Genomic DNA, 26205 nt, shown 5'->3' with positions numbered 1-26205 from the left:
GCTATTGACGGACCTCGATCGGTGCGGCGGCGCCGTGTCAGCCCTTGGTCGCGCCCACGGTGATGCCGCCGACGAGCTGCCGTTCGGCGACGGCGTAGAAGGCGAGCGCGGGAACCATCGCGAGGACCAGGTAGGCGAAGACGCGGGCGATTTCGGCGGCGTACTGTCCCTGGAACTGCTGGACGCCGACGGGGATGGTCCACCAGGTCTCGTTGCTGAACACCAGGAGCGGCAGCAGGAAGTTGTTCCAGCTGCTCACCACGGCGAGGACGGAGACGGTGCCGAGCGCCGGGCGGGCCATCGGCAGCAGGATCCGCCAGAAGAAGCCGAACGGCGAGCAGCCGTCGAGGGTGGCCGCCTCCTCCAGTTCCCCGGGGATCTGCCGGAAGAAGCCGCGCAGGATGACGATGGTGATGGGCAGCCCGAACGCGGCCTGCGGCAGGATCACGCCCCATGGGTTGTCGAGGAGCCCGAAGGTGCGCAGCAGGATGAACAGCGGCAGGATCGCCACCGCGAACGGGAACATGAGCCCCATCGTGAAGAGCGTGAAAAGCAACTCCCGTCCCCGGTAGGCGAATCGGGCCAAGGAGAACGCGGCGAGGGCCGCCGCCCCCACCGTCAACAGGGTCGTCCCGACGGCGACCAGGGTGGACGCGCCGAGCATCCGCCAGAAGGGGCCCGAGGCGAGGATGTCCGTGTAGTTGGAGGTCACCCAGGGCGACGGCAGGCCGAACGGGTTGCTCGACAGCTGGTCCGTGGACTTGAAGCCGGACATGAGGGCGTAGAGCAGCGGTGTCACCATGCCGATGCCGACCAGCCACACGATCACGTACAGGGGCGCCTTGCCGAAGCGTCGACGCCCAAGCGCGTCGGGCGCATCGGGCGCGTCGGGCGCGGTCATCGGGTGGCTCGCATGTTCGTGAGGGCTCCTTCGGTGTCCCGACGCAGCACGAAGCGCTGGTAGGCGAGGGCGAAGACGAGGCTGATGAGGAACAGCGCGATGCTGATGGCGCTGGCGTAGCCGATCTCGTAGCGCTTGAACCCGAACTGGAACAGGCTGATGGCCATCGTCTCGGAGGCGTGGTCGGGGCCGCCCTGCGAGATCACCCACACCAGGTCGAACAGCTGGATGGCGCCGATGACCGACAGGAACACGCTGATGCGGACGGTCGGCCCGAGCAGGGGCAGGGTGATGTGGCGGAAACGCTGCCAGGCACCGGCCCCGTCGATGCGGGCGGCCTCGTGCAGTTCGGCCGGGATGCCCTGCAGGCCTGCCAGGTAGAGCATCATGTGGAAGCCGAAGTACTTCCACGTCATCACGAGGAACAGGGTCGGCATGACCGTCGACTGGTCGGCGAACCACAGCCCGCCGAGCCCGTCGAGGCCGACCGTGCCGAGCACCTTGTCGGCGAGCCCGGCGTCCGGGGCGAAGATCATGGAGAACAGGACACCGGTGATCACCTCGGACAGGACGTACGGGGCGAAGAACAGCATCCGGTAGACGGCCCGGCCGCGCAGCTTCTGGTTGAGCAGGACCGCCATGGCGAGCGCGAACGGCAGTTGGACGAGCACCGAGAAGCCGACGAGGAGCAGGCCGCGCCACAGGTCGCCGAGGAAGACCGGGTCCTTGGCGAGGCGACTGTAGTTGTCGAACCCCGTGTAGTCCGAAGGGGACCCGAATCCGCCCCAGTTGAAGAGGCTGACGTAGAGCGCGTACAGGATCGGGGCGAGCACGAGCGCGCCGAACAGGATGAGGGCGGGCAGGGTGAAGGAGACGGCCGTCAGCCAGTCGGTGACGCGCCGGGCGAGCGGACGCCGGTTGCCGGGGCCGGCCTTCGTCTCCTCGGCGACGGCTTCGGCCGCGTCCTTTACGTAGGTCGAAGTCATCGTCTCTTACTGGCTCTTGGCGACCTGGGTGATGGAACGGGTCACCTGCTCGGGGGACTTGGAACCGGCGATGAGCGCGGCGACGGAGTCGTTGACCTCCTGGCCGACGGCCGGCGGGTAGGCCTGGTCGAGGTAGAGCTGGAAGCCGGTGGACATGCCGAGCATGTCGGACACCGCCGTGAGGTTGGGGTCGGTCAGGGCACTGGTGGCGTCCTTGACGACAGGGATCGTGTCGGCCTTGGAGACGAGGATGCGGTCGGACTCGACGGTCATGAAGAACTGCAGGAAGTCCATGGCGGCCTTCGGCGCGCCCTTGCGGACCGCGTAGCCGCCGCCTCCGCCGAACACGTCGGTGAGTTCGCCCTTGCCGCCGGCCACCGAGGGGAAGCCGAAGAAGCCGAGGTCCTTGCCGATGCCCTTGCCCGCGTCGGCCTGCACGGTGGGCGCCCACTGGCCCATCAGCTCCATGCCCGCCTTGCCGTTGCCCATGGTGGCGGCCTCTCCGGTGGGGGTGGAGTAGGCATCGCCGAGGAAACCCTTCTGGAACGGTTTCAGCGCCACCAGGTCCTTGAGGTGCTCGCCCGCCTTGACGAAGTCGTCGCCGGTGAAGTCCTTGGCGTCGGCGGCCTTCTGCATGCCGTCGACCCCGGCGATCCTCATCGACAGATACGCCCAGAAGTACATGCCGGGCCACTTCTCCTTGCCCGCGAGGGCGATCGGAGTGATCCCGGCGGCCTTCAGCTTCCTGACCGTGTCCAGGTAGTCGTCCCAGGTGGTGGGCGGGTCGCTGATCCCGGCCTTCTCGAAGAGGGCCTTGTTGTACCAGAAACCCACGGCACCGATGTCGAAGGGCACCGCGTACGTCTTGCTCTCGAACTGGTACGCCTTGACCGACGCGGGCACGAGCGTGTCGGCCCACGGCTCGATCGACGCGGTGAGGTCCTCGACGAGGCCCGCGTCGACCTGCTGCCGCAGAACGCCGCCGCCCCAGGTGTGGTAGATGTCCGGAAGTTTTCCGGAGCTGGTCAGCGCCGTCATCTTCGACTTGTAGGCGTCGTTCTCCAGCGTGACGAGCTTGATGCGCACGTCGGGGTTCTTGGCCTCGAACGCCTTCGCCCGCTCGGGCCAGACGGTCTTCGACGGTTCGGTGGTCTGGATGTTCCACCATTCGAGAACGGTCCGGCCCGAACTGTCCTTCCCACTACCGGAGTCGGAGCCGCCGCACGCGGTGAGCGCGGCCGCCCCGAGACCGGCGGCGGAGGCGGCGCCGAGGAAGCGTCGGCGGGAGAGATCGGAGGCTGGCATGGGCGCACCTTCCGGAAGTGATCCGAAAACTATCGGTAGATGGCCACGGAAGTTACGGACACAAAGCGGGGGTGTCAACGGCCTTAACAAAAAGGCCCGTTGACACCCCCGGCCGGGCGCCTGCCCCGCTACACCTCGCGTGGGGCCGCTGTACTGGCCCTGACCACCAGTTCCGTCGCCAGCTCGATGCGCTGCGATGCGGGTGCGACGGAGCGCGCGAGATCGAGAACGGCGCGGGCTGCCAACTTGCCCATGTCGGACAAGGGTTGGCGCACGGTGGTGAGCGGCGGAGCGCTCCAGCGCACCTCCGGCAGATCGTCGAAGCCGACGACGCTCATGTCCTCGGGCACCCGCAGGGCGCGTCGGCGCAGCGCCTCGATCGCGCCGAGGGCCATCTGGTCGCTGGAGGCGAAGACGGCGGTGGGCGGCTCGGCGAGGTCCAACAGCCGGTTGCAGCCGGTGAATCCGGACTCGTGGTAGAAGTCGCCGGGCACGATCAGCTCGTCGTCGACCGGCACACCCGCCACGTCGAGCGCGGCCCGGTATCCGTCCAGCCTGGCCCGCGAGCACAGCAGCCGGGGCGGGCCTTCTATGAACCCGATCCGCCGGTGCCCGAGCCCGAGCAGGTGCTCGGTCGCCGCCATCCCGCCCGCCCAGTTGGTGGCGCCGACGGTCGGCGCCTCGGTCGCGGGCGATCCTGCCGGGTCGATCACCACCAACGGCACGCCCAGGCGCTGCAGTTCGTCGTGCAACCCGGGTTCCAGGACGGACGTCACCAGGATCACGCCGTCGGATGCGCGGGCCCGCAGATTGGTCATCCACTGCCGCGCGGCGCCCGCCCGGTCGTGGATCGCGGAGACCACCGTGCCCACCTCGGCCTCGTGCGCGACCTCCTCGACACCGCGGATGATCTCCACGGCCCAGGGGCTGTCCAGGTCGTTGAAGACCAGATCGAGCAGGGCCGCACGGTCGCCGGGCGCGGGCGGTCGGCGCTGGTAGCCGTGCCGGTGCAGCAGGTCCTCCACCCGGGCGCGGGTGGCCGGTGACACGTCGGAGCGTCCGTTCACCACGCGCGAGACGGTCGGGACCGAGACCCCGGCCTCCCTCGCGATCTCGGTGATCGTCACCTTGGCCGGCCCGTCCGGGCTCCGCGTGGTCGCCTTGCGCTGAGCGCCTTCCCCGGCCACGTCCCTCACCTCCGTCGACTCGCCGTCCGGAAGATTTCCGAACGCCTTTCGGAAACCGTAGGACATGCTGTCGCCCCTGCACCGGTCAAGCCCTCGGTCCGTACGACCGCCCCGCCCGCTCCTCCACCGCAAGGAAGGCGACGGCCCCCGTACAGAATCGCCCTCAAACACGAAATAGGGGCCATCCGAAGATGGCCCCTACCTGCGACGTTTCCGTCGGGACGACAGGATTTGAACCTGCGACCCCTTGACCCCCAGTCAAGTGCACGATTCTGGTTCGGAGTTCTGGAGCTCCCTTGACGGCCGTACGACGCCACCCAATGAGGTGGATGCCAACGAGGAGACGGAGCAGAAGCCACTCGCCTCGACGCCCGTCGAGGCGGGACGGACCTCAGAGGAATCAGCTCTCACACGATGACTGGTGGCCTGCCTCGCCCTGACCGCCCAGGTATGGCTGCCCAAGGGCCCAGGGCCGAAGGTCACCGGCCTTGGCCGCAGTCCCTGCGCCCGCTTCCCCGACCGCTCGCAGGAGCGCGCTTACCGCCCCGCCGACCACTACGAGGCCCCGGACCGGCAACTGACACCGTCTGACCTCGTGCCCAGCCAGCGCTGATCGAGGGCATTGGCCGTACTGGCGCCCGTCAGCACGGCCAAACACTTCAGTCTCGACCGGAACGGAAGCGTGACAGACCGAGATCAACTACACCCCGTTGTGCCAGCCTTGCGGCTTCACCCGCTCCGCATGGGGCACCTTCCGTTGTTCTGGGTCCAGAAGCGGCGTGCAACCCGGTCGGGCCGTGACCGCTTCTGCTTCGGCCACTCGCCGGCGGCCTCCCCCTTGTTCCTCGTACGCTGCTCGGCGGCCGCACGCGCAGCGGCTGCTCACCCAGCAGGGGTGAACGTGGCGAGACCGGCACGCTCCTGCCGGCTGGCGACTTCTCCCGCTTTTTTGTCAGCCTCGTGGGTTCCGACTTCCCGCGCGGCCGTCAGTCCCTTGAGGACCCGGCGGAACTGCACGGCGGCATCACGCCAGGTCAGACGTGCAGGCTGGGATGACGGTCGTGGCGTCCAAGGGGCGGAACACGATCATTGCCACAAGATCATCGGCTGATTATATTTCCGGAGACCAGTCCGACAGCGGCTCCCTTGCCCCGGCGGGGGCCGTGGTCTGCCGATGAGGCTCGCCGTCCAGGGCTTCGTGATTTGGAGGATGTGTGCCTCGCGACCCTCGTTCGCACCGCCATACAACTGGCGGCCTCTCGGTGTCCTGCGACGGCGAAAAGCCCGAAGCAGGCGAATCTCGCCGACGAGCCGCGACAGCGCTGCGCTCCGCCATACCCGATGTGCTGGACGCTTACCAAGCCGGTCTGTTGCGGGTGGACAGCATGCTGGCCGAGCGACCGGATCTGTGGTCGTCGTGCAGGCGTCAGGCGGTGGCGATCATCGATGATTGTATTGCCACCCTGGAGCAGGGGGGCCTGCCGGACACCACGGCAGCGGAGGACTACACACGGCTTCTCGGTGTGAACCGAGCCCTTCAGAGAGTACCGGTCGCCGAATCGGTGCGAGCTGCCGAGCTGTTGTGGTCGGCCCTTCAGCCAGCGGTCCATGCTGCTGCGGCGGCTGCGGCGCCGCAGCAGCGGTCGGTGATCTGGCAGCAGGTGAACTCTGCTTTCCGGGCCGCTTCTTCGGTACGCCTCTACGCCGGAAGCCGAGGCTACGAAGAGACACGCGATCAGATCCTCGCCCCTGCCAACCCCCGGTCCCCTGAGACAACACAGCCGCGCACAAACCCCGCACCGACCCCTGAAGAGAGGGGTGGCCTCTCGGAGGAACTGACCCCGCGGGAGCGCCAGATCCTCGACGCGGTGGCCTTGGCGCTCACCAATCGTCAGGTTGCTTCCCAGTTGGACATCAGCGAGGGAACCGTGAAGCGCCACCTCTACAACATCTTCAACAAACTCGGGGCGACATCCCGGATGGACGCGGTCCTGAAGGGCGCGGAGCGAAGGTGACCGTCCCCACGAGCTTGACCGCACAGCCGACCGAGGTGGCGCCGGGGTCACCGCGAACCCACTAGCGTCACAAGCATGACCAGGTTTGCGGCGTACTGCGTGATCATGAACGCCCGGTAGGCGTCGCGGCGCGCATGTCGATCGCGGTGCTCGGTGTGCCTGCCGCGCAGGCAGAGCACCGTCACCCACCCCGCGCCGAGGACCAGCGGGAGCGTGCCCGGCAGGACAGAAGGCGCCCAGGTCCACGCGGCCGCGGGGGCGCCGACACCGACGGTCAGGGCACCCGCGACCGCGAAGCGCCTGGCAACGTGCAAGCCGCGAGTGGCGGCGAGTGTGCGCCTTCCGGCCTCGGCGTCACCTTCCGCATCGCTGAAATCCTTCACTACGGCACCGACCAGGGCCATCCACGCGGCCATGGCGGTGGCGAACACCACGGCGGGAACGGCAAGGCCATCCCCGACTGCTGCCGCGCCGCCCGCGTAGGACGTCCAGCCGAGGCCGAACACCACGACCGCGCAGGGAAGGCTCGCCCGCTTCGCGGCCAGGGGTGGCGCCGAGTACGCCCATCCCAGCGCGAGGAAGACAAGAACCCAGCCGATCAGACCGCCGCACGGAGCGGACAGCAGCAGGGCGAGCAGTGCCGCTGCCAGCGTGACCGCGGCGGCGCGGCGCAGCGGCAGGGTGCCCCGAGCGATCGGGCGGTCGGAATCGTTGCGGCGGTCCTCCTCCACGTCCATCACGCCGTTGAACAGGTAAGCGAAGACGCTCGCGCACAACCATGCCGCCGCCCCTGCCAGGATCCGGGGGAGATCGAGTTCATCCTGCGTCGCGAAGGCTGTTCCCGTCGCGAACCGCAGCAGGAAGGCGACCTGCACGGCGGGCCGTGCTTCTGTCCAACACAGGCGAGCGGTTCGCGCGGTGGTGTAGATCTTTCCCCGTCTGCTCAACAAGCGGGCACGGCCCGGCACTTCGATGACAGCAACCATGTCCAGGAGCGTAGAAGAGCTCCTTGCACGCCGGGAGCTTCTACAACCAAGGTGGCAGTAGTTGAGCACCTGCCCGCCGCCGTCATACGACTCTGGCTGAGGCAGGGTCGTCGGTCTCCTGGGCTGCTGGGGTCCGGCCTGCGTTCGTCACGCCGTGCTCAGGAAGGCGGCGATGCTCGGCACGAGCCACAGCGCTTGCCGCAAGCAGCAGCAGCCCGACGGCGACAGTGCCCTGCACCGTGAGGGGGTAACCGAGAGCACCCTGGACGAGGTAGGCCAGACCGGGCTGAGCAGCGAGCAGAGCCATGGTGACCGTGGCCGCCGTGCGTTGGGCACCGACCTGAAGGGCGTAGAGCGGAATCACCACGCCAGCGAAGGCGACCAGCGCCGTCACCCCCCAGCCCAGGTGCGGCTGCTCGACGAATTGACCATTGACCAGGGCGAGCGCGGCGACCACGTAGGTCAGGTGGAAGCGGTGCGCCATCACGACGGACGGCGCGACCCCGCGCTCACCGAGCCGGCGGGAGAGCCGGGCGAGCACCGTGGCCCCGATTCCCGCGAGGAGGGCGAGCCCGGCGCCGACGGCGCTCGCGGCTGGGCCGGACTGCCAGGACGAGGTGTCCAGCAGGGAGGGCTGTACGGCTGCCGCGGTGACCAGGGAAGCGACGAGCAAGCCCACCGAGCGGAGCCAGTCCGCGACCGGACGGACCTCCCCCGACAACCGGGCGAGGATACTCGCGGCGACCGGACCGACGCCGGCCATCAGACTGGCCGCGAGCGCCGCCGGTACCCACACCAGCGCCACATACAGGCCGAGGAAGGTGACCGCGCTGGCCACATTGAGCGCGGCGAACTGGCGCCACGCACCACCAAGTCCTGTCGTACTTTGCCTGGTTGAGCGATTCTTGATTCCGCTCACTCGGTTGACCGCCAGGAAGAGCAGAGTGCACCCGAGGAAGGCAAGCAGGGAGAATCGCAGGCTGTCACCGCTACTGATGCGGCCGGAAAGGAAAGCCTCGGCAGCTGCCTGCATCAGGACCGAGAACGCGATCAGGGCAATGGCACGCACGTCAGGCAGCCGCTCCTTGTTCTTCCCCGACGCCCCGCGCGTCTGTCGCGACGTCGACCATGCGGTAGAAGGCGTGATCGTCCTCGATGTGGTGGACGAACTCCAACGAGCTGTGGAGCAGGTCCTCGTCCTCGTGGACAAGGTAGGCGATGCCCGAGGCCCCGGTCGTCAGGGTCCGGTCGGGGATCGGGGCGCCGGTGGAGGGAAGCCTGTCGATGGAGTGGAAGCCAGGCAGGCGGCGCAAGGTACGCGCACCCTCCACCGAGGCGAGTTCTCCGTCGCGAAAGCTCCGAAGGAAGAGCTTGGCGAGTGTGCGTCCCCCGCCGTAGGGGAGGTCGAACCGGCGGACGAACTCCTGCGGTCGCAGAAAGCGTTCGGCCACCAAGTGCTGATGGCTGTAGCCGAAGGCGGCGTGATAAGGGTCGGGGGCCAGAGACGGTCCCATGATCCGGGAGTTGACCTCCACGAGGCGAGGTCCGGCGGCCGTGAGCATCACCTCGGTGTGGGCGGCGCCCTCCTTGATACCCAGGGCGTCCAGGCAGCGCAGGACGTAGTCGACGAGGTCGCGCTCCCCCTCGTCGAGCTGCGGGCGGGAGACGATGTGGCGCAGGACCGGAGCGCCACCGATGGTGTCGATGCGTTCCCGGTAGACCTCCGTGAGCAAGTGCCGGCCTGCCATGCTCACGGTGTTGACGATGTATTGAGTGCCTGTCAGGTACTCCTGGAGCAGCAGGTCGGTGTTCGTCTCTCCCATGAGGTTGGACTTCAGCAGCGTGGTCTCGACGGCAGCGCGCGCTTGGGCGCGGCTGGTGACCACGGTGCAGCCGTCGCTTCCCGCGCTGTCACGCGGCTTGATCACCACGGGGGTGCCGGGAGCGGTGCCCCATGCGTCGAGTGCCTGGTCGAGTTCGGCGGCGGAGGCGATGGTACGGGTGCGGGCCGCCGGTATGCCCGCGGCCTCCAAGGCACGCACCATGAGCTCCTTGTCACGGCGAGCGGCGGCAAGGTGCTGCTCGTGGTGCGGGAGTCCAAGCACGTCGGCCAGTTCGTCGGCGAGCAGCACTCCTCGCTCGCTCGCAGCGATCACCGCGGCGACCGGTTCGTCGCGCAACAGATCGGCCGCCTCCTGTACGGCGTCGGGGCCGGTCCGCGTCAGCAGGTGAGTGCGGGGTGCGATGTCGACGGCGTGATCAGCGTGCAGGGCGGCCTCATAAAGGTGGAGGACGCGGGCACCTTCCTCGCTGAAGGCGGCGGCGAGTTCACGGCCGGTGGAGACGGGGTCGACGAGTACGTACACGAGGATGCCTTTCGTAGCTGGGGTTCGTGCGTGCTTCGGGCGCCTGACGCGTTGGTGTGGCGTCCGGTTGCGGGGGCGCTGCTACCGGCACTGCGGGCAGGGGGACGACAGTGGCCAGGCTCTGGGCCACCACGTCGGCCTGCGCCGCCGCGGTCCACAGGTAGTTGACGATGGCGGTGCGCCCCCCGGCTGCGGCTCCCACCATCCAGATCCGCTCCGAGGCGCCACCGCCGGGTGACATGAGCCTCAGGCGGTCGTCGGTCAGGGGTGGAGCGCAGTAGGGCGAGCACGCGGCGGCGCCGAAGGCCAGGAGAGCCGGCCCATGCGTACACACAGCGGGCGGCCGGTATCCGGATGCCGCGACGACGTGGGTGTAGTGCTCGGCAGCGCTTTCGGGGTGCCACCGGGCGTGCCAGCCGCCCCCGGGCGCGGGGGCGAGGGACGCGGGGGTTCCTCGCCGTACCACGAGCCGGCCGGCGAGCCCGTGCCGTGCCAGACTTCGGGCGCTGGCCACGGGGATGGCGGAGATGTGACGGGCGATCAGTGGACGGAAGCGGATGAGCAAGCGGTCCCGGTCGTCGCGGGGCCAGCCTTGGGTCCAGTCGTTGACGGCTTCGATGAGTTCGGCGATGAGGGACTGCCAGGTGTTGGCGCCGGACTCGGTCTGCCGCAGTTCGGTGCCGAGCCGCCGCAATGCCTCGGGTTCGGTTCCGAACTGCTTACCGAGGGCGGGCGCGGGCAGCGGCGAGGCGTTCCGGACCGCGCGGACCAGAAGCCTGGTGAACGCGAGGTCGAAGCCTGGGGACCGGGGGTCCAGCGCGCGCAGCCCGGAAAGGAGCCCGGCCGGACGGTCCGGGCGGCACAGCCGGTCCCGGACCGCGGGAAGCTCCCCCGACGGCGAGCACAGGGTGACGTGTCGTTGTTCGGCACACAGTACGAGTGCGGCGTCGACCCCGGACAGTTTGGTGCCGAGGACCAACGGCCGTGCGTCTGCGACCAGTTCTCGCAGCCGGCCGGAGGGGTAGGCGCCGACCAGCAGGCCGGGGTGGTCCGCGTGGTCGCGGAGCGCGTCCGGCAGGCGCGGCTGGTCGCCGCCCACCGCCACCACCACGTCCGTGGCCTCCAGGGTTCTGCCGTCCATCAGGGTGACGAGGTATCCCCGGCCCGGTTCAGCTGCGGACCGCACCGTACCGGCCCGGCCTGTCACCTGGCGTACCGCGCAGCCGCGCGCCATCAGCGCGCTCCGTGCCTGAGCGAAGCGCTCACGGCAGTACTGCCCGACCAGGGTCCGCGGTACGAAGTCCGACCGGCTCACCGGCCACCCGCGCCCGGCCAGGTAGCGCAGCAGGTCGGACTGCTCACCCCGGTGCAATGAGGTGACGTCGACGGAGGTGTTGCAGCGCAAGCGCGGGTCGGCGGTTCCGAAGGCCACCCCGAATCCGACCGGCCGTGGGTCGATCACTGTCACCGACCGGGGGCGGACGTCGGCATGCTGCGCAAGGTGATGGAGTACCGCGGTGGCGGAGGCTCCGCCACCGACGACCACCAGGTGGCCACCGGTACTCAGGGGGCGGCTTTCGCGGCTGTCCACGGGGAGTGTGTCTCCTTCCTCTCAGGGGCCCTCTCAGGGGCGGGTGTTACTCGCGTGAGGCGACGGTGCGCAGCCAGTCGGCGAACGCGGGCGTGGTCAGCAGATCGGAGTGGCCACCGGGGAAGGTACGGCGGGTGCAGGAGCCGGCGGTCGCCGCGGCCCACTCCGCTGTGCCCTCGGCGGAGGTGAGCGGGTCCGCTGCCCCCCGCGCGGCGAAGACCGGGCACCGTGGGTGCGGCCGGGGTGTGGCACCGAAGTGCGCGAGCAGGCGAAGGTCCTGCATGGCGGCGTCCAGGACCAGGTCGTGCCATTCGTCGGACGGGTCTGGCACCAGCCGCGGGTCGATGCCCTCAAGGTAGGCGGCGACGGCTGCCCGGTCGGAGTGTGCGGCCTGTGGGACGGTGAGCAGCTGAGGCGCGTTGGCGCCGACGACGACCAGCGCGTGGACAGAGGTTCCGCGCCGCTCCAGTTCGGCCGCTGCGGCGTGGGCGACGTAGGCGCCGAAGCTGTGCCCGACCAGGGTCACCCGCTCGGCGGGCGGTTTCCGCGCCTGTTCCGCGCACGCGTCGACGACCTCGGGGAACGTCGTGTCCTTGCCTATGTCGCGCCCGAAGCGGCCGGGGTACCGGGCGATCCGGGCGCCGGGTCCGAGCTCGTCCACGAGGGGTTTGAGTTCGCCGCCGAAGGATCCTGCCCCGGGCAGGATGAGCGTGCCGTGTGATCTTGGAGGCACCGGTGTCTCCGTTTCTCCCTGTCGGGGTCAGAGGGTGAGGCCCAGCTCGTCCATGATCATCGCGATGCTGATCGCGCTGATCCTGAAGTCCCACTTCCCTGTCTCGGCCGGCCCGTCCAGGCAGTCGGCCGTGAACAGGCCGCAGGCCTCGACCAGCGCGCGCCAGTCCTCCCAGGTGCGGCTGCTCGTGATCGACTGGACGTCGTAGGCGGTGAAGCCGTGCTTTCCGCGCTGCAGGACGGACTGCGGAACGATGCCTTCGTAGGCCGACCTGAGGCAGGCCTTTCCCTCGAAGTCGGCCATCTTCCTGTCGTCTTCGACCTGAAGGGCGAGTGAGACGACGGAATTGCCGAGGAACGGGTAGCGGCCTTCGACGGAGTGCCGCATCAGCATCGAGTCCCCGTGGTCGCCGAGCAGGTGGCCGGACATCTGGACGTACACATCGGCGATCGAACGCAGCTGCATACGGGACAGCTGCCGCACCTCATGGTCGGTGAACGGGATGAGCCGCGAGTGGTGGAACTCGTGGCCCGTCAGAGCCTCGCGTACCCCGGGCGTGAGGAACCCCTCCCGTCGGCGTGCCACCGTGTCCCAGTCCACCTCCCATCCGAAGTCCGGTCGGCCCCAGGCCTGTTCGTTCTCCGCCCGGGAGGGACGCCGGGAGCGGGCCAGGTCATCGAACGCATAGGAGTCGTAGCCGAAGAACAGCTCGTCCGCGCCCTCTCCGGACACCACCCCCTTGATGCCGGCGTCTCGTACGCTGCCCGCGAGCATCATCGCGGCGACGTTGTAGGTCTCCCGCTGCGGGTAGCAGCAGTGCCGGACCATCTCCTCGAACCGCGCGGTGATGTCGCTGTGGTGGCAGGAGACCTGCTCGTGCTTGCTGCCGACCGCTTGCGCCACCTCGCGCTGGAAACGGCCCTCGTCGAGCCCGGGGTCGTCGAAGACCACCGAGAAGGTGCGGACCGGCTGGGCGCTGAGGGCGGCCGCCTCCATCACGATGGCGGTCGAGTCGAAGCCTCCGCTCAGGTATGCCCCGATCTCCACGTCTGCCCGCAGTCGGTCATGGACCGAAGCGCGCATCGCTTCCCGCAGCGCCTCATCGGTGACGGGTCCGGCCACCGGTGCGAACTCGCCGTAGCGCCAATAGCGCAGCGTCTGGCTTCCGTCAGCGTCGAAGCGGACGGCACACCCAGGCGGGACGGCTCGGACCCCTCGCACCAGGGTGCGCGGAGCAACGATGTTGCCCAGCGAGAGGTACTGGTCGACGGCGCTCAGGTCCACCTTCCGCGGCCGGTCCACACACTGCACCAGCGGCTTGAGTTCGGAGCAGAAGTGCACCTGCGGGCCGACCTCGGTGTAATACATGGGGCAGATGCCGAAGCGGTCCCGGGCCAGGTAGAGCGCGTTGCGGGCGCGGTCCAGGACGACAGTGGCGAACTGCCCGTCGACCAGGTGCAGTCCCTCAAGTCCGTACCGTGCGAAGAGTTCCGGGACGACGGCGACGTCGACGCCGTTGCGCGGCCGGTCGAGCCCCATACGGGACCGCAGTTCACGCGCGTTGTATATCTCCCCGTTCGTCATGGCCACGTAGCGGCCGGTGCTGTCCTCCGCGGGCTGCCATCCGTCGGCCAGGCCGGTGAAACCGAGCCGACCGAGCTTGGCGCAGATCGTTTCGGTGTTCAGTGAGTAGGTCTCGTCCGGGCCTCGGTGCACCTGCCGCTCGTGCATGGCCGCTGCCACGCCGCGGTCGGTGACGCCGGACGGCGAGTATGTGCCGCACACACCGCACATGGTGGTCACACCCCCCGTTCACGCACGTGGTCGACCAGCACTTTCAGGTTCTCCGCCCGAAGGACGTCGCGTACGCCGGCGTCCATCCAGCCGAGGCCCTTCAGCTTGTTGACGAGGATGACCGTGGAGGCCGAGTCGCCTCCCAGGTCGAAGAAGTTGTCCTCCACGCCCGCGTCGGCCACTCCGGTCAGACGGCGCACCAGGGCGAGGACCTGTTCGGTCGGTCCGTCCTCGTGCCCCGCCGCGCCCGACTGCTGCCGGCGGGCCCGCAAGGCGTCCCGGTCGACCTTGCCGTTGCGGGTGTAGGGCAGGGCTTCGACCTGGTTCAGTACCGAGGGGACCTTGTACGGGTCGAGCACCGCCTCCAGGTGTGCGCGAAGCTCGCGGGGGCTCGCCTCGCCCTGGTAGTGGCACACCAGCGCGTCGGCCGCCGAGGGATCGTCACCGTCGTACGCCTCGGCGTCCACCACCGCTTCGACGACGGCGTCGAGCCGGCAGGCCGCGCTCTCGATCTCCCCCGGGTCGAGCCGGTAGCCGCGCACCTTCAGCTGCCGGTCAAGCCGCTCGACGAAGTAGTACTGGCCGTCGCGTACCTCGACGATGTCGCCCGTGCGGTAGACGCGGTCCGCGGGGCCCTCGCCGAAACGGCGCAGGCCCTGGGACGTGAGGTAGCCGATGCCTACGCTGGGACCGGTGACGAGCAGCTCACCGCGGACGGCGCCGCCGGCCCCTGTCGCGGACCCGCCGGGCAGCTGGGCCACCTCCAGACCGCAGTCCCCCACCACCACGCCCAGGGGCACGACGTCGGTGCAGTCGTCGGGGTTCAGCGGGGCGCTCAGGAGGTTGCAGACGGTACTCTCCGTGGTCCCGTAGGCGTTGTGGAAGTCCGTGTGCGCGGCCCACTTGCGCACCACGGCGGGGCGGCAGGCTCCCCCACCGTTGATCACGTGGCGCAAGCCCATCGCGGCCGTCGGGTCTGTCGCGGTGAGGGCGTAGGGCGTGGTCTTCAGGTGCGTGACGCGGTACTTCTCCAGGGTCGCCTGAAGTACGGCGCCCGGGCTGAGGTGCTCCTCGCCGAGGACCACGAGGCAGGCGCCGGCGGACAGCGTCCACAGGATCTCGGTGAGGCAGCCGTCGAAGGTCAGCCGGGCGAACTGGAGCGTGCGGCTCTCGGGTCCCAGTTCCAGGGCGCGCACATGGTCGTGGATCACCCCGGCCAGGGGCGTGGCGCTGACCAGCACGCACTTGGGCTCACCGGTCGATCCCGACGTGTGGATGGCGTAGCCGACCTGGTCCTCGAGCGGCACGATCGCTCTGCCGGCCTGTTCGTGGGTGGCGCGCCACTGCGTGGGCGTGGGCACCAGGACGGGCGCGCTCGGCCCTGCGGAGGTCTCGGCGATCCAGTCCACACAGAGAGAGGCGACCTTCGCGTGGTTGGAGGAGGCGCTGTCGCGTGGGTCGAGGAACACGAAGGGGCGTTCGGCCCTGAGCGCGGCAGCCATGGCGATGATCGAGGCCGGGGTGCGGACGGCCTCGATGCCGATGAACTCGCCGGGCGAGGCGAGAGTCCGGAGCTCGTGGGTGAACTCGGCGACAAGGCGGCCGAATTCGCGGTAAGTGACGACGCCGTCGGCTGTCTCGATGGCAGGGCGCTCCGGATGGCATTCGATCGCCGCGGAGAGGGCGTCCGCCACGGAGGTGTGCTGTGCGCTCAAGGTCTCAGCCCTTCACGGTGTGGGACAGGGTGCCGACGCCCTCGACGAGCGAGGTGATCGTGTCGCCCGGCTCGATCACGGCCGCCCCCGGCGTGCCGGTGCAGATGACGGTGCCGGGTGTAAGGGTGCGTCCGGCGCTGAAGTACTCGACGAGGAAGGCCAGGTCGTACTTCATGTCCGATACGGGGGCTGAGGCGATGACCTCACCGTTGCGAACAGTGGAGACCCGCGTCGACCGCAGCGCCTGGTCGTCGAACTCGTCAAGGGTCACCACCTGGGGGCCCACGCTGCAGAACGTGTCGAAACCCTTGGCCCATGGGATGTAGCGCGGGTTCTCCCGGATCACGTCTTCCGCGGTCATGTCAAGCACCGCGGTGACGCCGGCGATCACCGATCGCCAATCCTGGCCGCGCACGTTCTTGCACTCCTGGCCGACGACGAGCCCGAGTTCCGCCTCCGCGGTCACCCGGCCGCTCTGCGCGGGCAGTTCGATCTGGCCGCCGTTGCCGATGAGGCAGCCCCTGGGCCGCAGGTACGAGCCGGGTCCGGAAGCGGGCTGCTGCGTGCTGAGGTCCTGGGAATGTCCCAGGTAGTTGAGTCCGGCTCCCCAGATGTCACCGCCGTCGACGACGGTGGCGGCCTCCTCCAGGCGTACGTCGAGCAAGTCGGTGTCGGTCACCTGGTCGAGGAGTTCGGCGAGTTCCTGGCGTCGGTCGACACCAAGGAGGTCACTGAGCCGGTATGGCAGCTGTCGGCCGGCGAAGGCGTCCAGGGTGGAGAGCGGGATCCAGCCGCCGCGGTGGGACACCGCCGTCCGCAGTCCATTGTGGGTGTTGACTCGGGCCAAACGCATGGCGTTCCTCTCAAGTGGGGTGGACGAAGGTTCAGGCCGCGGCGGTCTGCCGGGAGAGGTGCTGCGCGGCCGCTCGGATGTCGGTCTTCTCGGCGCTGCGCCGGGCCAGGCCGACGGCGGTCTCCATCAACGGGGCGGGCTCGACGGAGAGTTCCTCGCACAGCTGGTCGATGAGCGGGAAGAAACCGGAGTGAATTCCGATCACGCCGCCGAGAACCTGCATATTGCGGTCCTCGGGGAGGAGTTCCAGGCTGGTGCGGCAGAAGTGCGCCAGCTTGGCCAGTTCCTTGTAGTCGAACCGGTCCGATCCGAGAACGCGCATGATTCCGGCCAGCGATTCCGTCTCCGCGTTCCCGGCACCACGACCGATTCCGTCGAGCGTGCCGTCCGCGATGGTCGCGCCCGCCTGGAACGCGGCGATGCTGTTCGCGTTCGCCATGCCCAGGTTGTCGTGCCCGTGGAATCCGACGACGGGGCAGATGTCCTTGGCCACGGTCACATACCGCTGCACGTCGTCCGGCATCATCGAGCCGCAGGAGTCGACCACATACAGGCCTGCCACGGCGGGGATGTCGCGCAGCAGCTCGGGCAGTTCCTGCGCGGGCGTGCTGCTGGTCTTCATGAGGTTGAGGTAGACCTCGTCGCAGATCTCGGTGGCGCGCCGGAGGTAGTCCAGGTGGCCTTGGACCTTCTCGGGCTCCATTCCGATCCGTACGAACGACATGCCTTCCTTGCACAGGTCAGCGAGGGTTTCGAGCCGGCTGAACGAGGGCTGCGCGAACATGCCCCAGGGCGTGGTGGAGAGTTCTTGTCCTGCGATCTCGCACCATGTCGCCAGGTCGATGTTGGAAGCCTTGATTCCGGACCGCTCCGCCTCGAACCCGAGGCCGTGCCCGACCTCGACCTTGTTGATGGGTGTCGCTTCCAGCCTGCGGAGCAGCTTCCTGACGAAATTCTCGTCGAGTTGGAAGTCGACCGCGTAGGAGCCGTCCCGCAACGTCGCGTCGAGAATCTCAAGCCGCCGCGACGAGAACGTCCGGGCAGGGGCTGCGTACATCTTGGTCCTCCGAAGCAGTGGGGAATGGACTGAAGCAGTGGGGAATGGACTGCCAGATCAATGCGGATCTGCCACGACCTTGCAGCACGCGACGGCGCCCCGGGGGGTGCTACAACGAAGGGCGGGCGGCAACACCGGGAGACGTACAACCTTCGATGCAATGCAGGGTGAGACCCACTCAACTGCCTTCTTCGGCCTTTACGTTCTGGGTATCGAGTTCGCCGCCTCGCGAGGGATTTCGCATAGGGCGGCGGGCTTCCAGCGGCGTCCGGTCGACCGGCATTTCGCCGGCGCACCTCATTTCGGTGCGCACCACCGACGCCCCGTCACGGGCTCTTTGGCCCTCACCCGTTCACGTTGGACCCCAGGAGGACAGATGCGCGCGACCGTGCTGGAGAACCTCAAGGGCGCACTGCCGGAGCACGATGTTCCGGCCGTCGAGGAGTGCGTCACCGAACTGTACGAAGCCTTGCCGCACCACGACGACCTCAGCCGGAACACGGTCATGGTCGCCTACGGCGGCGGTAAGGACAGCGCGTACGCAGTGGCGTTCGTACGAGCGGTCCACCTGGCTCTCGCCGAGCGCCACGGAGCCACCTTCAACCTGAGGGTGGTCACCATGCGGCACGGCGGCATGCCCTACCAGGTGATGCTCAACATCGACGCCACCTACAAGGCCCTCGGTCTGTACGGGGATCGCGACGTGGAACTGCTGCTGATCGAGCGCGACCGCGTAGTCCCCTTCGACCGGGACCGCAGCATGCCGCACCGCCTGATCGCCTTCAACCGGACCGACATGCTGATGTCCGGTCACCGTACCTATGGCGACGGCCGGGCCACGTTCTGCAACGCCTGCAACCTGAACGTGGCCAGTTCCTTCGGCGTCGCCGCCCGCCACGGAACGGGCGTGGACCTGATCATCACGGGTGACTCACCGCAGGAGCAGCGGGACTACGCGGTGTGGATCCGGCAACTGGCCCGCGGGGCAGGGCAGAAGCCCGCCGACAGCAAGAAGCGCTTCCGGGGGACACTGGAGACCCTCGACGGCCTGGCACAGGCCTACTTCCAGGAGATCCACGGCCGGGACAACAGCGACCGGGTCAAGGAGCGGGGGGTCACCTCCGACGTCCCCTCGGCGCTGGAGTTCTTCTCCATCTACGACTACACCAGCTACGCCTCGGGGGCGCACTGGCGGCTCCTCACGGACTTCCTCGGCTTCGTCTTCGACGAGATCGCGTTCAACTTCACCGAGTCCGACTGCGCCAACCCCGCGCTCATGGCCCACCTGCGCGGCCTGCGGACCGAGCACGTCTACGGGCGCGGGTACGGCGAAGGCATTGCCCAGTACGTGGACTTCGCCCTGGAACTGATGCGCAAGAAGCACTTTCCCGAGCACCTGGTCGAGGAGATCGCGGCGCGTTACCGCACGGACGAGGGCGTCGAGCGGATGCGCGAGGCTGCCACCCGCTACGCGGAGGACGCCTTCGGCCTGGACACCGAGCAGTTGGTCTGCATGGTCTACTCGCCCTTCGCCGGCCGCGCGGCGAACCTCCATGACTACCTGGCCGGGGAGTGCCCCGACCTGCTCGCCGAGGAGGACCGCGTCCGCGGGCTCCTGGCGGGCACGGACACCAGCGACTGGCTGGCCGCGCGCCTCGAACGCCTCAGCGGCCTGAGCCTGACCGACCTCCGGGCGCTCCACGACGGTCCGCTGTGGTCACCGTTCGACGCCAAGGGCACGCAGTCGGGAGTCCTCCCCCTGGTCATGGACAGCGACCCGCACAAGAAGATCATCAGCGTGCGGCGCAGCTCCACCGGTGACGAGGTCCTGGACCGGGTCGCCGGCCGCTAGAAGCCGGGAGACATCTATGACATCCGACGCCAATCCTTCCACTCCGCCGGCGGGCTCACCCGCCGCTCCCTACCTCAACCTGCTCGTCACCATGGTGATGTTCGGCAGCGCGTTCGCCAGCTCCAAGGTGGTCGTCGGCGCGATGCCGCACCAGATGGCCGCAGCGCTACGGTTCGGCGGAGGAGCCATACTGCTGATCGTGCTGGCCATCGCGCTGCGCCGTAAGTCCGCGCCCATCGGACGCACCGCCGCCCTCCGCGCGGGTCTGATCGGCCTGCTCGGCGTACTGGCCTACAACTTCTTCTTCTTCTGGGGCCTTTCGCTGGCACCCGCTCTCGACGGCAGCATCATCGTGCCCGTCCTGAGCCCCATCCTGACCACCGCGACACTGCTGCTCCTACGCCGTGAGAAGGCGTCATGGGCGCGCGTCGCGGGCCTGCTGGTCGGCCTGACCGGCGCTGCCGTCTTCCTGCTCGGGGTCGGCCACACCAGCAACCAGCGGCTCCTCGGTGACCTCGTCTTCGTCGCGGGCGCCGCCTGCTGGGCGGCGTACAGCATCCTGTCGAAGTCGCTCCTTGCCGGCATCGCCCCTCTGCGGGCGACGGCCTGGGGGACCGCCGTCGGCGGACTGGGGCTTGTGATCCTCGCGGCGCCGACGGCCGGCGACGTCGCGTGGTCAGCGGTCTCGGACCTGGCCTGGGCGAACGTCGCCTTCCTTGCGATAGGGCCGACCGCGATCGCCTACTTGTTCTACTACCGGGGGCTGCGCGACGTCAGCCCTTCCATGGCCACGGTCATGATGTTCACGGTGCCGGTGTTCGGCACGTTCTTCTCCACGGTCTTCCTGGGCGAGTCGTTCACCGGCGTGCAGCTGACCGGCACCGTGGTCATGCTCGCCGGAGCCCTGCTGGCCGTCCTGGGGAACACGCTGGTCGAGCGGACGGCCCGGGCCCAGCCGCGGGTCCCGGCCGCCGACAGGCAGACTGAGGAGGTGTCCTGATGGATCTCGCCCTCTCCGGCCGTACGGCTCTCGTCTGTTCGTCCACGCAAGGCCTCGGCGCGGCCATCGCCTCGGCCCTGACCGCGGAGGGCGCCAACACCGTCGTCAACGGCCGGCACGACGCACGGGCGAAAGAGGCCGCCGCACGCCTGCCGAACGCCGTCGGCGCCGGGGCCGACCTGCTGTCCCCACACGGCCCGGAGGAACTCTTCAAGGCCACCGTGCGGGCCTTCGGGCCACCCGACGTCCTCGTACTGAACGGTCCGGGGCCGCGACCGGCGCAGGCCACCGACGTCACCGCCGCGGACGTCGACAGCGCCTTCGAGACGAACGTACGGCCCCACATCCGCCTGATCTCACTGGCCCTGCCCGCCATGCGGGCACGTGGTTGGGGCCGCATCCTCGCGGTGGGCTCCAGTGGAATCGCCGCTCCCATCCCGAACCTCGCCCTGTCCAATCTGGGCCGGGCCGGTCTTGCCGGATACCTCAAGACGCTGGCCGCCGAGGTCGCCGCGGACGGCGTGACCGTCAACCTTCTGCTGCCGGGGCGGATCCGAACCGAGCGCACCAGGACGGTCGACGCCGCGAACGCCGAACGCACCTCCCGCTCGGTGGCGGAGGTGGAACGGGAATCGGTCGCCGCGATCCCCGCCGGCCGCTACGGCCATCCCTCCGAGTTCGCCGCCGCCGCCGCTTTTCTGTGCAGCGCACCCGCCTCTTACGTGACCGGGGTCGCCCTGCGGTGCGACGGCGGCCTCGTACGTGGCCTGTGACGCCCGCCCCCTCCCCCACCCTCCAAGGACAATTCACCATGCAGACCACCAGAGCCGAGATCACGAAGGCTCTCGCCGACATAGTCGGCGAGATTGCGGGCGTTTCCTCCGACGCTGTCCGCGAGGACAGCTCCTTCACCGACGACTTGGACGTCGACTCCCTGTCGATGGTCGAGATCGCCGTCGCCGCCGAGGAGCGATTCGCCGTCACGATTCCGGACGAACAAGTGAAGCACTTCAACACGGTCCGCGATGTGGTCGACCGCATCGTCACGCACCAGCCCTGATCGCCCTGTGGAGATCCTCGTGAACTACCTCGCACTGCCCCTGCCCGCCCCACAGGCGCCCTCGACGACATTGCGCTGCCAGGTCCTGGCTGCACTCCTCAACCGAATGGCAGTCCAGGACGGACGTACGCTCGCCTCCCCAGGTCCGGTCGACCCGGCGGCCGCCCTTGCCCGTACCGCCACCGCGGCGGGCCTGACGGGCCCCGCCGAACCTTCGGAGCATGAAGCGATTCGCTATGTGCCCACTTCAGCGGCGCGCGACCGGGTGGGCTCCGAGCAGGACGGCACGTGGCCTCAGTCGACGGCCGCCCGCCATCGCAAGGCCCTGCGCCGAACCCCCGGAGCGGTGTTCACCTTCCCTGTGGAGGACCCAGATGCGGCCGAGGCCGCCCTGGCCGTCTTCACCACGGACTGGTCGCCGACGCCGGCGGGCTGCGCCGTGGCCGTCCATCCCGGACACCCTCTGAGCCTCGGTCTGCCGACCGGGCACACGTCCTCCTTCACGGGCCGCTACTGCCGTCATCCGCTCACCGGGGACCTGCTGCCGGTATGGACCGCCGGCTGGGTCGCACCGGAGTTCGGAACCGGGGCCGTCCTGGTCAACCCCGGCCACGACGCGACCGACCTGACCTTCGCCCGCGAGGTCGGCCTGCCCGTACGCTTCGCCCTGACCCCGCCCGGCAAGGAGGAGGACCCCGGGCACTGGCCCCTGCCTCCACTGGCCGGAGGCGGGCGCGCCGTGCGGACCGGGTCCACCGACGGCCTCGACGCAACCGCCGCCCAGGCGGAATACTTGCGGCTGGCCGCAGCCCACGGACTCGCCGGCAAGCACACGGACATCGGCACGGGCGCGTTCGCCGTAGCCGCCTTCACCCCCGACGGCCCTCACAAGGTCCACTGGGACGGGGCGCGGCGCACCGTCTCGGACACCGGCCCAGCCGTCCCCGCCCGGATCAGCTCCTCCCCCGTTCTCGCCGCCGCCGAGCCGGCAGTACGACAGGCAGACCTGTGCGTCGTCACACCATCCTCCGCCGCCGAGTCACAACTGCTGGCCCTGCGCCTGCTGCTCGCCGAACCGCACTTGAGCCCATTGCCACAACAAGCCCCCGATGTCCTGCTGGTGGGCCCCGTCGCAGGTCAGGCCGACCACCTCGCGCGGGACGTCCTCGCGCTGGCCGTGCTGACCGGTGCCGACCCCGGGGAGACACTCTCCCTCAAGGCCCAGCAGACCGACACCGCGCAGCGCTTCCTGCGCACCCACGCCGAACTCGTCGAGTCTGCGGAGGAGACCGCGGGTGAGGCCGACGAGGCGACGCTCAAGGCCGCCGCCCAAATCAAGACGGCGCTCCGACAACGAAACACCAAGCACGCCTTCACCCACCTGTACCGCCTGCAGAAGTCCTTGACGAAAACCCGGACGCCACTCAGCGGTTCCCTCACCGTCTACGAGGCGCTCGCCCACATCCTCACAGGCCTGCCCGGCCGCCGTCCCGAAAGCCAACTCACCAAAACCTGGCAGCTTGTCTGACAACCTGGGTCGCCAAGCCTGTGCCGTTCGGAAACTCATCGCTACTACTCGGAGGTGGTCTGGCGCGGCATCGCTGTCTGCTGGAACCCTGGCCGGGTGATCATTTCACTGGTGTACCAGGTCTCGCGGAAACTGCTCGCGGTTCCGGCGGTGCTGCTACGCGGAGGGGTGGCCAAGGGCGCGGAATTGCTGGTGCTGCGGCACGAGAACGCGGTGCTGCGCAGGCAGCTCACGAAGCCGGTGCGCTGCGAGCTGGCGGATCGACTGTGGTTCGCAGGGCTTTCCTCGCTGATTCCGCGACGCCGGTGGGCGCAGGTGTTCCCGGTGGCACCCGCGACGCTGCTTTGGCGTGGTACCGCAGGCTGATCGCCCGGAAATGGGACTACAGCGAGCGCCGGAGCAGGCCCGGTCGACCGTCGACTGCGAGTGCGGTGAGGGCTCTGGTATTGCGACTCGCCAAAGAGAATCCGCGCTGGGGCTGCCGACGGATCCAGGGCGAACTCGTCCGGCTCGGGCGTCCGGTCGGCTCGACGACGATCTGGGAGATCCTCAGTGCAGCGGGATGTGATCCGGCCCCACACTGCAACGGTCCGGCGTGGCGCGAGTTCCTGACCGCGCAAGCTGAGGGCATCATTGCCTGCGACTTCGTCCATATCGACCTGGTCGACCTGCGCCGGGTGTACGCGCTCGTGTTCCTCGAGCACGGCACACGCCGGCTGCACATCGCGGGAGTGACTGCCCATCCCACCGGGCCCTGGACGGTGCAACAGGCGAGGAACCTTGCCGTCGAGTTGGGTATGCGGGCGGACTCACTGCGTTTCCTGCTCCGAGACCGGGACGCGAAGTACCCCGTCCTCTTCGACCAGATCCTCGCCGACGCCGGCATCCGGCTCGTGCTCACCGGCGTCCGGTTACCGCGCGTGAACGCGATCATGGAGTCATGGAGCGCTGAGTCCAGATCTGCCGCCACGATTGCTGGACCGTACCCTCATCTGGGATGAGCGCCATCTGCGCCGCGCGCTCAACCAGTTCGAGCTGCACTACAACCACCACCGGCCCCACCAAGCGATAGACCAGCCAGCACCCCAGCGCGCCGTCCACGAACCACTCACCCCCGCACAGATCACCCAACTGAAAGTGCGCCGGAGAGACCGCCTCGGCGGAGTCATCCACGAGTATCAACACGCCGCCTGAGCCGCGCGGATGGAGTTTTCGGCAGGCGCAGGGCCGGTGCGCGGCTGGTCCACGCTGCTCGACCTGTTCACCCCATACAGCATCAGCCATCTGCTTCAACCAGCCCCCGTCAGCAACGACGTCGGCGCCGCACGGGTGTGGTTCGAGGTCCTTCAGGAGCCGGACCTCGTCACCAAACGGGCGACCGAGCACCTACCGCGAGCGTCTCCATATGGCGCCCTACAGACGCCAAGGTCCGCTCGCACCCCGACAAGGGGACTCACAGGAGCAGCCATCCCCAGCCGCTACCCCCTGCGACCTGCGCAGCATCCCGCCACCGAGTTCAACCTCTGGATGCCGTGTGCACCAAGACATGGAGTCCACCCAGACAAGGGGTCGGCAAAAGCCGTCAAGGGGTCGAGTGGGAGCACGGCCCCTTAACCGAAATTCGAACAAGGGGGCGAAGGGTGAGACCCCTTGACACGCACGCCACGTCACACAGCGAAGATTTTCTGTGGGAGCGACCGTTTCGGGTGACCCGGGGTCGACCCCCGGTTGACGTCGCTCCCAGACCCCCGCTTCCAGGGAACACAGGGAGCGGCTCCCCGCTCCCAGGTTTGCTCCCGAACACGAAGTAGGGGCCACCCGAAGGTGACCCCTACCTGCGACGTTTCCGTCGGGACGACAGGATTTGAACCTGCGACCCCTTGACCCCCAGTCAAGTGCACAATTTGGGTTCGGAGTTCTGAAGGTCCATTGGCGCCCGCACGACGCCGTACGCGGAAGTACGCCGCCGCCCAGCCCTATACCCGGCAGATCCCACGCCCGCCTAACTTCGCACCCTCACTGCGTCAGCGGCGAGGTCGTCGGCATCGGCGCCCGGAAGCTGCACGAGGTGACAACAGCCGGCGATCGGGGAAAGTCCGCGCCTTCCAGCCGCAGCCCCGCATCAGCCCAGGCTCCTGTGTGTTGTGTGCGAGCCACGCGCAGCCCATACACGAGAGCCACACAGTCGGACAGGTCAAAGCACCATATTCCCGTTTCCTTTACCTTTCTCTGCGCCATCGGGTGGCCGGTCCAGCTGCCCGCAACCCTGAGCATCCGCGGCATGCGCGCGTTCTGACCTCCGCCGACGCCAGTTCACTGAGCCTTTCCAGCGGTGCGACTCAAGAGTGAGGACGGCCTTGGCGATTGACGTCATTCGATTCGGGCTGCTGCGGGATCTGCGGAAACGCGCCAGGTCTTGAGCCCTGTACTACTCCGGGAAACGCAAACGCCACGGGTATGAACGTCCAGGTCCTCGCCGATCCTTCGGACGACTGCTCTGGGTCCCGCCGGCTCAGCCCGGCTCGACTCACGACCTGACCGCCGCGCGGCAGCACGGGATCATCGAAGCCCTCGCCGATGCGGGGCTCAAATGCTGGGCGCACAAGGCATATCAAGGCACCGGCGGATCCGTCCGAGTTCCGTTTCGGAGCCGCCGCCTCAGCCGATGGAAGCGTCGCTACAACGCCACCCACACCAAGATCCGCTGCCTCGGCGAGCGGGCCATGGCCACCATCAAGGGCTGGCGCCTCCTGCGGAAGCTCCGCTGCAGCATAAACCAAATCACCGACGTGGTGAAGGCCATCCTCGTCCTTCACCACGCGTCAGCGTGAGGTTGGAAAAAGCTCAGTGGTGAACCCCGCCGCTACAACGGATCACCCGCCACGCGACATTTCGATGCAGTCATCTCGAAATGCTGACTTCCCATGTTAGAAGAGTCGTAGCCGGTCGTCCTCGTCTGCGATCGCGTTCAATAGCCGCAGGAGGACCTTGATGGCGGCGGCTGCATTGGTACTGGGTTCTGGGGCAGACCATTCAAGTGTGCTCCAGAATGCGGAGTATAGATTCTTCAGACGGCGCTCGCCCCAGGGAGTATCTCGCAGCGCTCGTGTTGCATCGTTTAGGGCATCGAGCGTCATCTCCTGGCCATCACACGAAGCTAAAAGTAGCAGATGGGCGAAATTCTGTTCGCTCTCATCTGGTTTCCATTCGCCATTGAGAAAACGGGTGAGTAGTCGCTCAGAGATAGTCAGTGCTGCGACTTCGGGCGCGCATCGT

General features: G+C 68.5%; 22 protein-coding genes, 1 tRNA gene and 2 pseudogenes. 10 read left to right on the top strand and 15 right to left on the bottom strand.

The genetic code is table 11. The features are described from left to right. Nucleotides 1-37: 37 nt before the first annotated feature. From ACZ5U5_RS11550 to ACZ5U5_RS11535, 4 genes are all read right to left on the bottom strand, one after another. Nucleotides 38-802 (bottom strand): carbohydrate ABC transporter permease, encoded by a 765-nt coding sequence (locus tag ACZ5U5_RS11550; RefSeq protein WP_469020805.1) that lies wholly within the window; start codon nucleotides 800-802, stop codon nucleotides 38-40. Between the two features lie 95 nt (nucleotides 803-897). Then, nucleotides 898-1887, bottom strand: coding sequence for a carbohydrate ABC transporter permease (locus tag ACZ5U5_RS11545; RefSeq protein WP_469019556.1), 990 nt, complete (start codon nucleotides 1885-1887; stop codon nucleotides 898-900). Between the two features lie 6 nt (nucleotides 1888-1893). Then, complete coding sequence (locus ACZ5U5_RS11540; RefSeq protein WP_469019554.1) at nucleotides 1894-3192, bottom strand: extracellular solute-binding protein; 1299 nt, start codon at nucleotides 3190-3192, stop codon at nucleotides 1894-1896. A gap of 128 nt (nucleotides 3193-3320) precedes the next feature. Continuing rightward, the gene (locus ACZ5U5_RS11535; protein ID WP_469019553.1) at nucleotides 3321-4445 is read right to left on the bottom strand and encodes a LacI family DNA-binding transcriptional regulator; all 1125 of its coding nucleotides are present in this window, start codon (nucleotides 4443-4445) and stop codon (nucleotides 3321-3323) included. A gap of 355 nt (nucleotides 4446-4800) precedes the next feature. Between ACZ5U5_RS11535 and ACZ5U5_RS11530 the strand changes: the two genes are divergently transcribed. Next, the gene (locus tag ACZ5U5_RS11530; RefSeq protein WP_469019552.1) at nucleotides 4801-4992 is read left to right on the top strand and encodes a hypothetical protein; all 192 of its coding nucleotides are present in this window, start codon (nucleotides 4801-4803) and stop codon (nucleotides 4990-4992) included. 730 nt (nucleotides 4993-5722) lie between these two features. Then, nucleotides 5723-6394 carry a helix-turn-helix transcriptional regulator gene (locus tag ACZ5U5_RS11525; protein WP_469019550.1) on the top strand — a complete coding sequence of 224 codons (672 nt, stop codon included), beginning with the start codon at nucleotides 5723-5725 and terminating at the stop codon, nucleotides 6392-6394. A 47-nt stretch (nucleotides 6395-6441) separates the two neighbouring features. Here the strand turns inward: ACZ5U5_RS11525 and ACZ5U5_RS11520 are convergent, their stop codons facing one another. The 9 genes from ACZ5U5_RS11520 to ACZ5U5_RS11480 form a co-directional block, all read right to left on the bottom strand. Then, a complete protein-coding gene (locus ACZ5U5_RS11520; protein ID WP_469019548.1) occupies nucleotides 6442-7380 on the bottom strand; it encodes a UbiA family prenyltransferase in 939 nt (312 codons plus the stop codon). A gap of 82 nt (nucleotides 7381-7462) precedes the next feature. Next, nucleotides 7463-8449, bottom strand: a complete 987-nt coding sequence (locus tag ACZ5U5_RS11515) for a hypothetical protein (protein ID WP_469019547.1) — start codon at nucleotides 8447-8449, stop codon at nucleotides 7463-7465. A 1-nt stretch (nucleotide 8450) separates the two neighbouring features. Continuing rightward, nucleotides 8451-9746, bottom strand: coding sequence for an ATP-grasp domain-containing protein (locus tag ACZ5U5_RS11510; protein ID WP_469019546.1), 1296 nt, complete (start codon nucleotides 9744-9746; stop codon nucleotides 8451-8453). After that, nucleotides 9709-11337: an FAD/NAD(P)-binding protein gene (locus ACZ5U5_RS11505; protein WP_469019544.1), complete on the bottom strand. Its 1629-nt coding sequence runs from the start codon at nucleotides 11335-11337 to the stop codon at nucleotides 9709-9711. The genes ACZ5U5_RS11510 and ACZ5U5_RS11505 overlap by 38 nt, the downstream gene beginning before the upstream one ends. 46 nt (nucleotides 11338-11383) lie before the next feature. Continuing rightward, nucleotides 11384-12070 (bottom strand): thioesterase II family protein, encoded by a 687-nt coding sequence (locus ACZ5U5_RS11500; protein WP_469019543.1) that lies wholly within the window; start codon nucleotides 12068-12070, stop codon nucleotides 11384-11386. A gap of 27 nt (nucleotides 12071-12097) precedes the next feature. Continuing rightward, nucleotides 12098-13864: an asparagine synthase (glutamine-hydrolyzing) gene (gene asnB / locus ACZ5U5_RS11495; protein WP_469019541.1), complete on the bottom strand. Its 1767-nt coding sequence runs from the start codon at nucleotides 13862-13864 to the stop codon at nucleotides 12098-12100. A gap of 5 nt (nucleotides 13865-13869) precedes the next feature. Continuing rightward, nucleotides 13870-15579, bottom strand: coding sequence for a non-ribosomal peptide synthetase (locus tag ACZ5U5_RS11490; protein WP_469019540.1), 1710 nt, complete (start codon nucleotides 15577-15579; stop codon nucleotides 13870-13872). A 4-nt stretch (nucleotides 15580-15583) separates the two neighbouring features. After that, the gene (locus ACZ5U5_RS11485) at nucleotides 15584-16432 is read right to left on the bottom strand and encodes a fumarylacetoacetate hydrolase family protein (RefSeq protein WP_469019539.1); all 849 of its coding nucleotides are present in this window, start codon (nucleotides 16430-16432) and stop codon (nucleotides 15584-15586) included. Nucleotides 16433-16463: 31 nt separating this feature from the next. After that, nucleotides 16464-17489 carry a beta/alpha barrel domain-containing protein gene (locus ACZ5U5_RS11480; RefSeq protein WP_469019537.1) on the bottom strand — a complete coding sequence of 342 codons (1026 nt, stop codon included), beginning with the start codon at nucleotides 17487-17489 and terminating at the stop codon, nucleotides 16464-16466. 376 nt (nucleotides 17490-17865) lie between these two features. Here ACZ5U5_RS11480 and ACZ5U5_RS11475 point away from each other — a divergent pair, with 376 nt between their 5' ends. The 7 genes from ACZ5U5_RS11475 to ACZ5U5_RS11445 all read left to right on the top strand — a co-directional run bounded on the left by ACZ5U5_RS11475 (nucleotide 17866) and on the right by ACZ5U5_RS11445 (nucleotide 23930). After that, on the top strand, nucleotides 17866-19341 hold the full coding sequence (locus tag ACZ5U5_RS11475) for a PqqD family protein (RefSeq protein ID WP_469019536.1): 1476 nt from the start codon (nucleotides 17866-17868) through the stop codon (nucleotides 19339-19341). 16 nt (nucleotides 19342-19357) lie between these two features. After that, complete coding sequence (locus ACZ5U5_RS11470; protein ID WP_469019534.1) at nucleotides 19358-20341, top strand: DMT family transporter; 984 nt, start codon at nucleotides 19358-19360, stop codon at nucleotides 20339-20341. Beyond that, the gene (locus tag ACZ5U5_RS11465) at nucleotides 20341-21114 is read left to right on the top strand and encodes an SDR family oxidoreductase (RefSeq protein ID WP_469019533.1); all 774 of its coding nucleotides are present in this window, start codon (nucleotides 20341-20343) and stop codon (nucleotides 21112-21114) included. The genes ACZ5U5_RS11470 and ACZ5U5_RS11465 overlap by 1 nt, the downstream gene beginning before the upstream one ends. Nucleotides 21115-21152: 38 nt before the next feature. After that, a complete protein-coding gene (locus ACZ5U5_RS11460; RefSeq protein ID WP_469019532.1) occupies nucleotides 21153-21401 on the top strand; it encodes an acyl carrier protein in 249 nt (82 codons plus the stop codon). Between the two features lie 19 nt (nucleotides 21402-21420). Next, nucleotides 21421-22929 carry a hypothetical protein gene (locus tag ACZ5U5_RS11455; protein ID WP_469019530.1) on the top strand — a complete coding sequence of 503 codons (1509 nt, stop codon included), beginning with the start codon at nucleotides 21421-21423 and terminating at the stop codon, nucleotides 22927-22929. 96 nt (nucleotides 22930-23025) lie between these two features. After that, complete coding sequence (locus ACZ5U5_RS11450) at nucleotides 23026-23295, top strand: integrase (protein WP_469019528.1); 270 nt, start codon at nucleotides 23026-23028, stop codon at nucleotides 23293-23295. Nucleotides 23296-23360: 65 nt separating this feature from the next. Next, nucleotides 23361-23930 (top strand): hypothetical protein, encoded by a 570-nt coding sequence (locus ACZ5U5_RS11445; RefSeq protein ID WP_469019526.1) that lies wholly within the window; start codon nucleotides 23361-23363, stop codon nucleotides 23928-23930. Between the two features lie 848 nt (nucleotides 23931-24778). Here ACZ5U5_RS11445 and ACZ5U5_RS11440 read toward each other — a convergent pair. Both ACZ5U5_RS11440 and ACZ5U5_RS11435 read right to left on the bottom strand, forming a co-directional pair. Then, nucleotides 24779-24878: transfer RNA gene (locus tag ACZ5U5_RS11440), tRNA-Pro, on the bottom strand. A 380-nt stretch (nucleotides 24879-25258) separates the two neighbouring features. Further along, a pseudogene (locus tag ACZ5U5_RS11435) lies at nucleotides 25259-25350 on the bottom strand (IS5/IS1182 family transposase); the annotation flags it as partial. A gap of 5 nt (nucleotides 25351-25355) precedes the next feature. Here ACZ5U5_RS11435 and ACZ5U5_RS11430 point away from each other — a divergent pair. Continuing rightward, a pseudogene (locus tag ACZ5U5_RS11430) lies at nucleotides 25356-25760 on the top strand (transposase family protein); the annotation flags it as partial. Nucleotides 25761-26205: the final 445 nt, after the last annotated feature.

This window comes from Streptomyces sp. NPDC033177, assembly GCF_055577715.1.
Note: the sequence above shows the minus strand (reverse complement) of the source record. Positions and strands in the feature narration are given on the sequence as shown.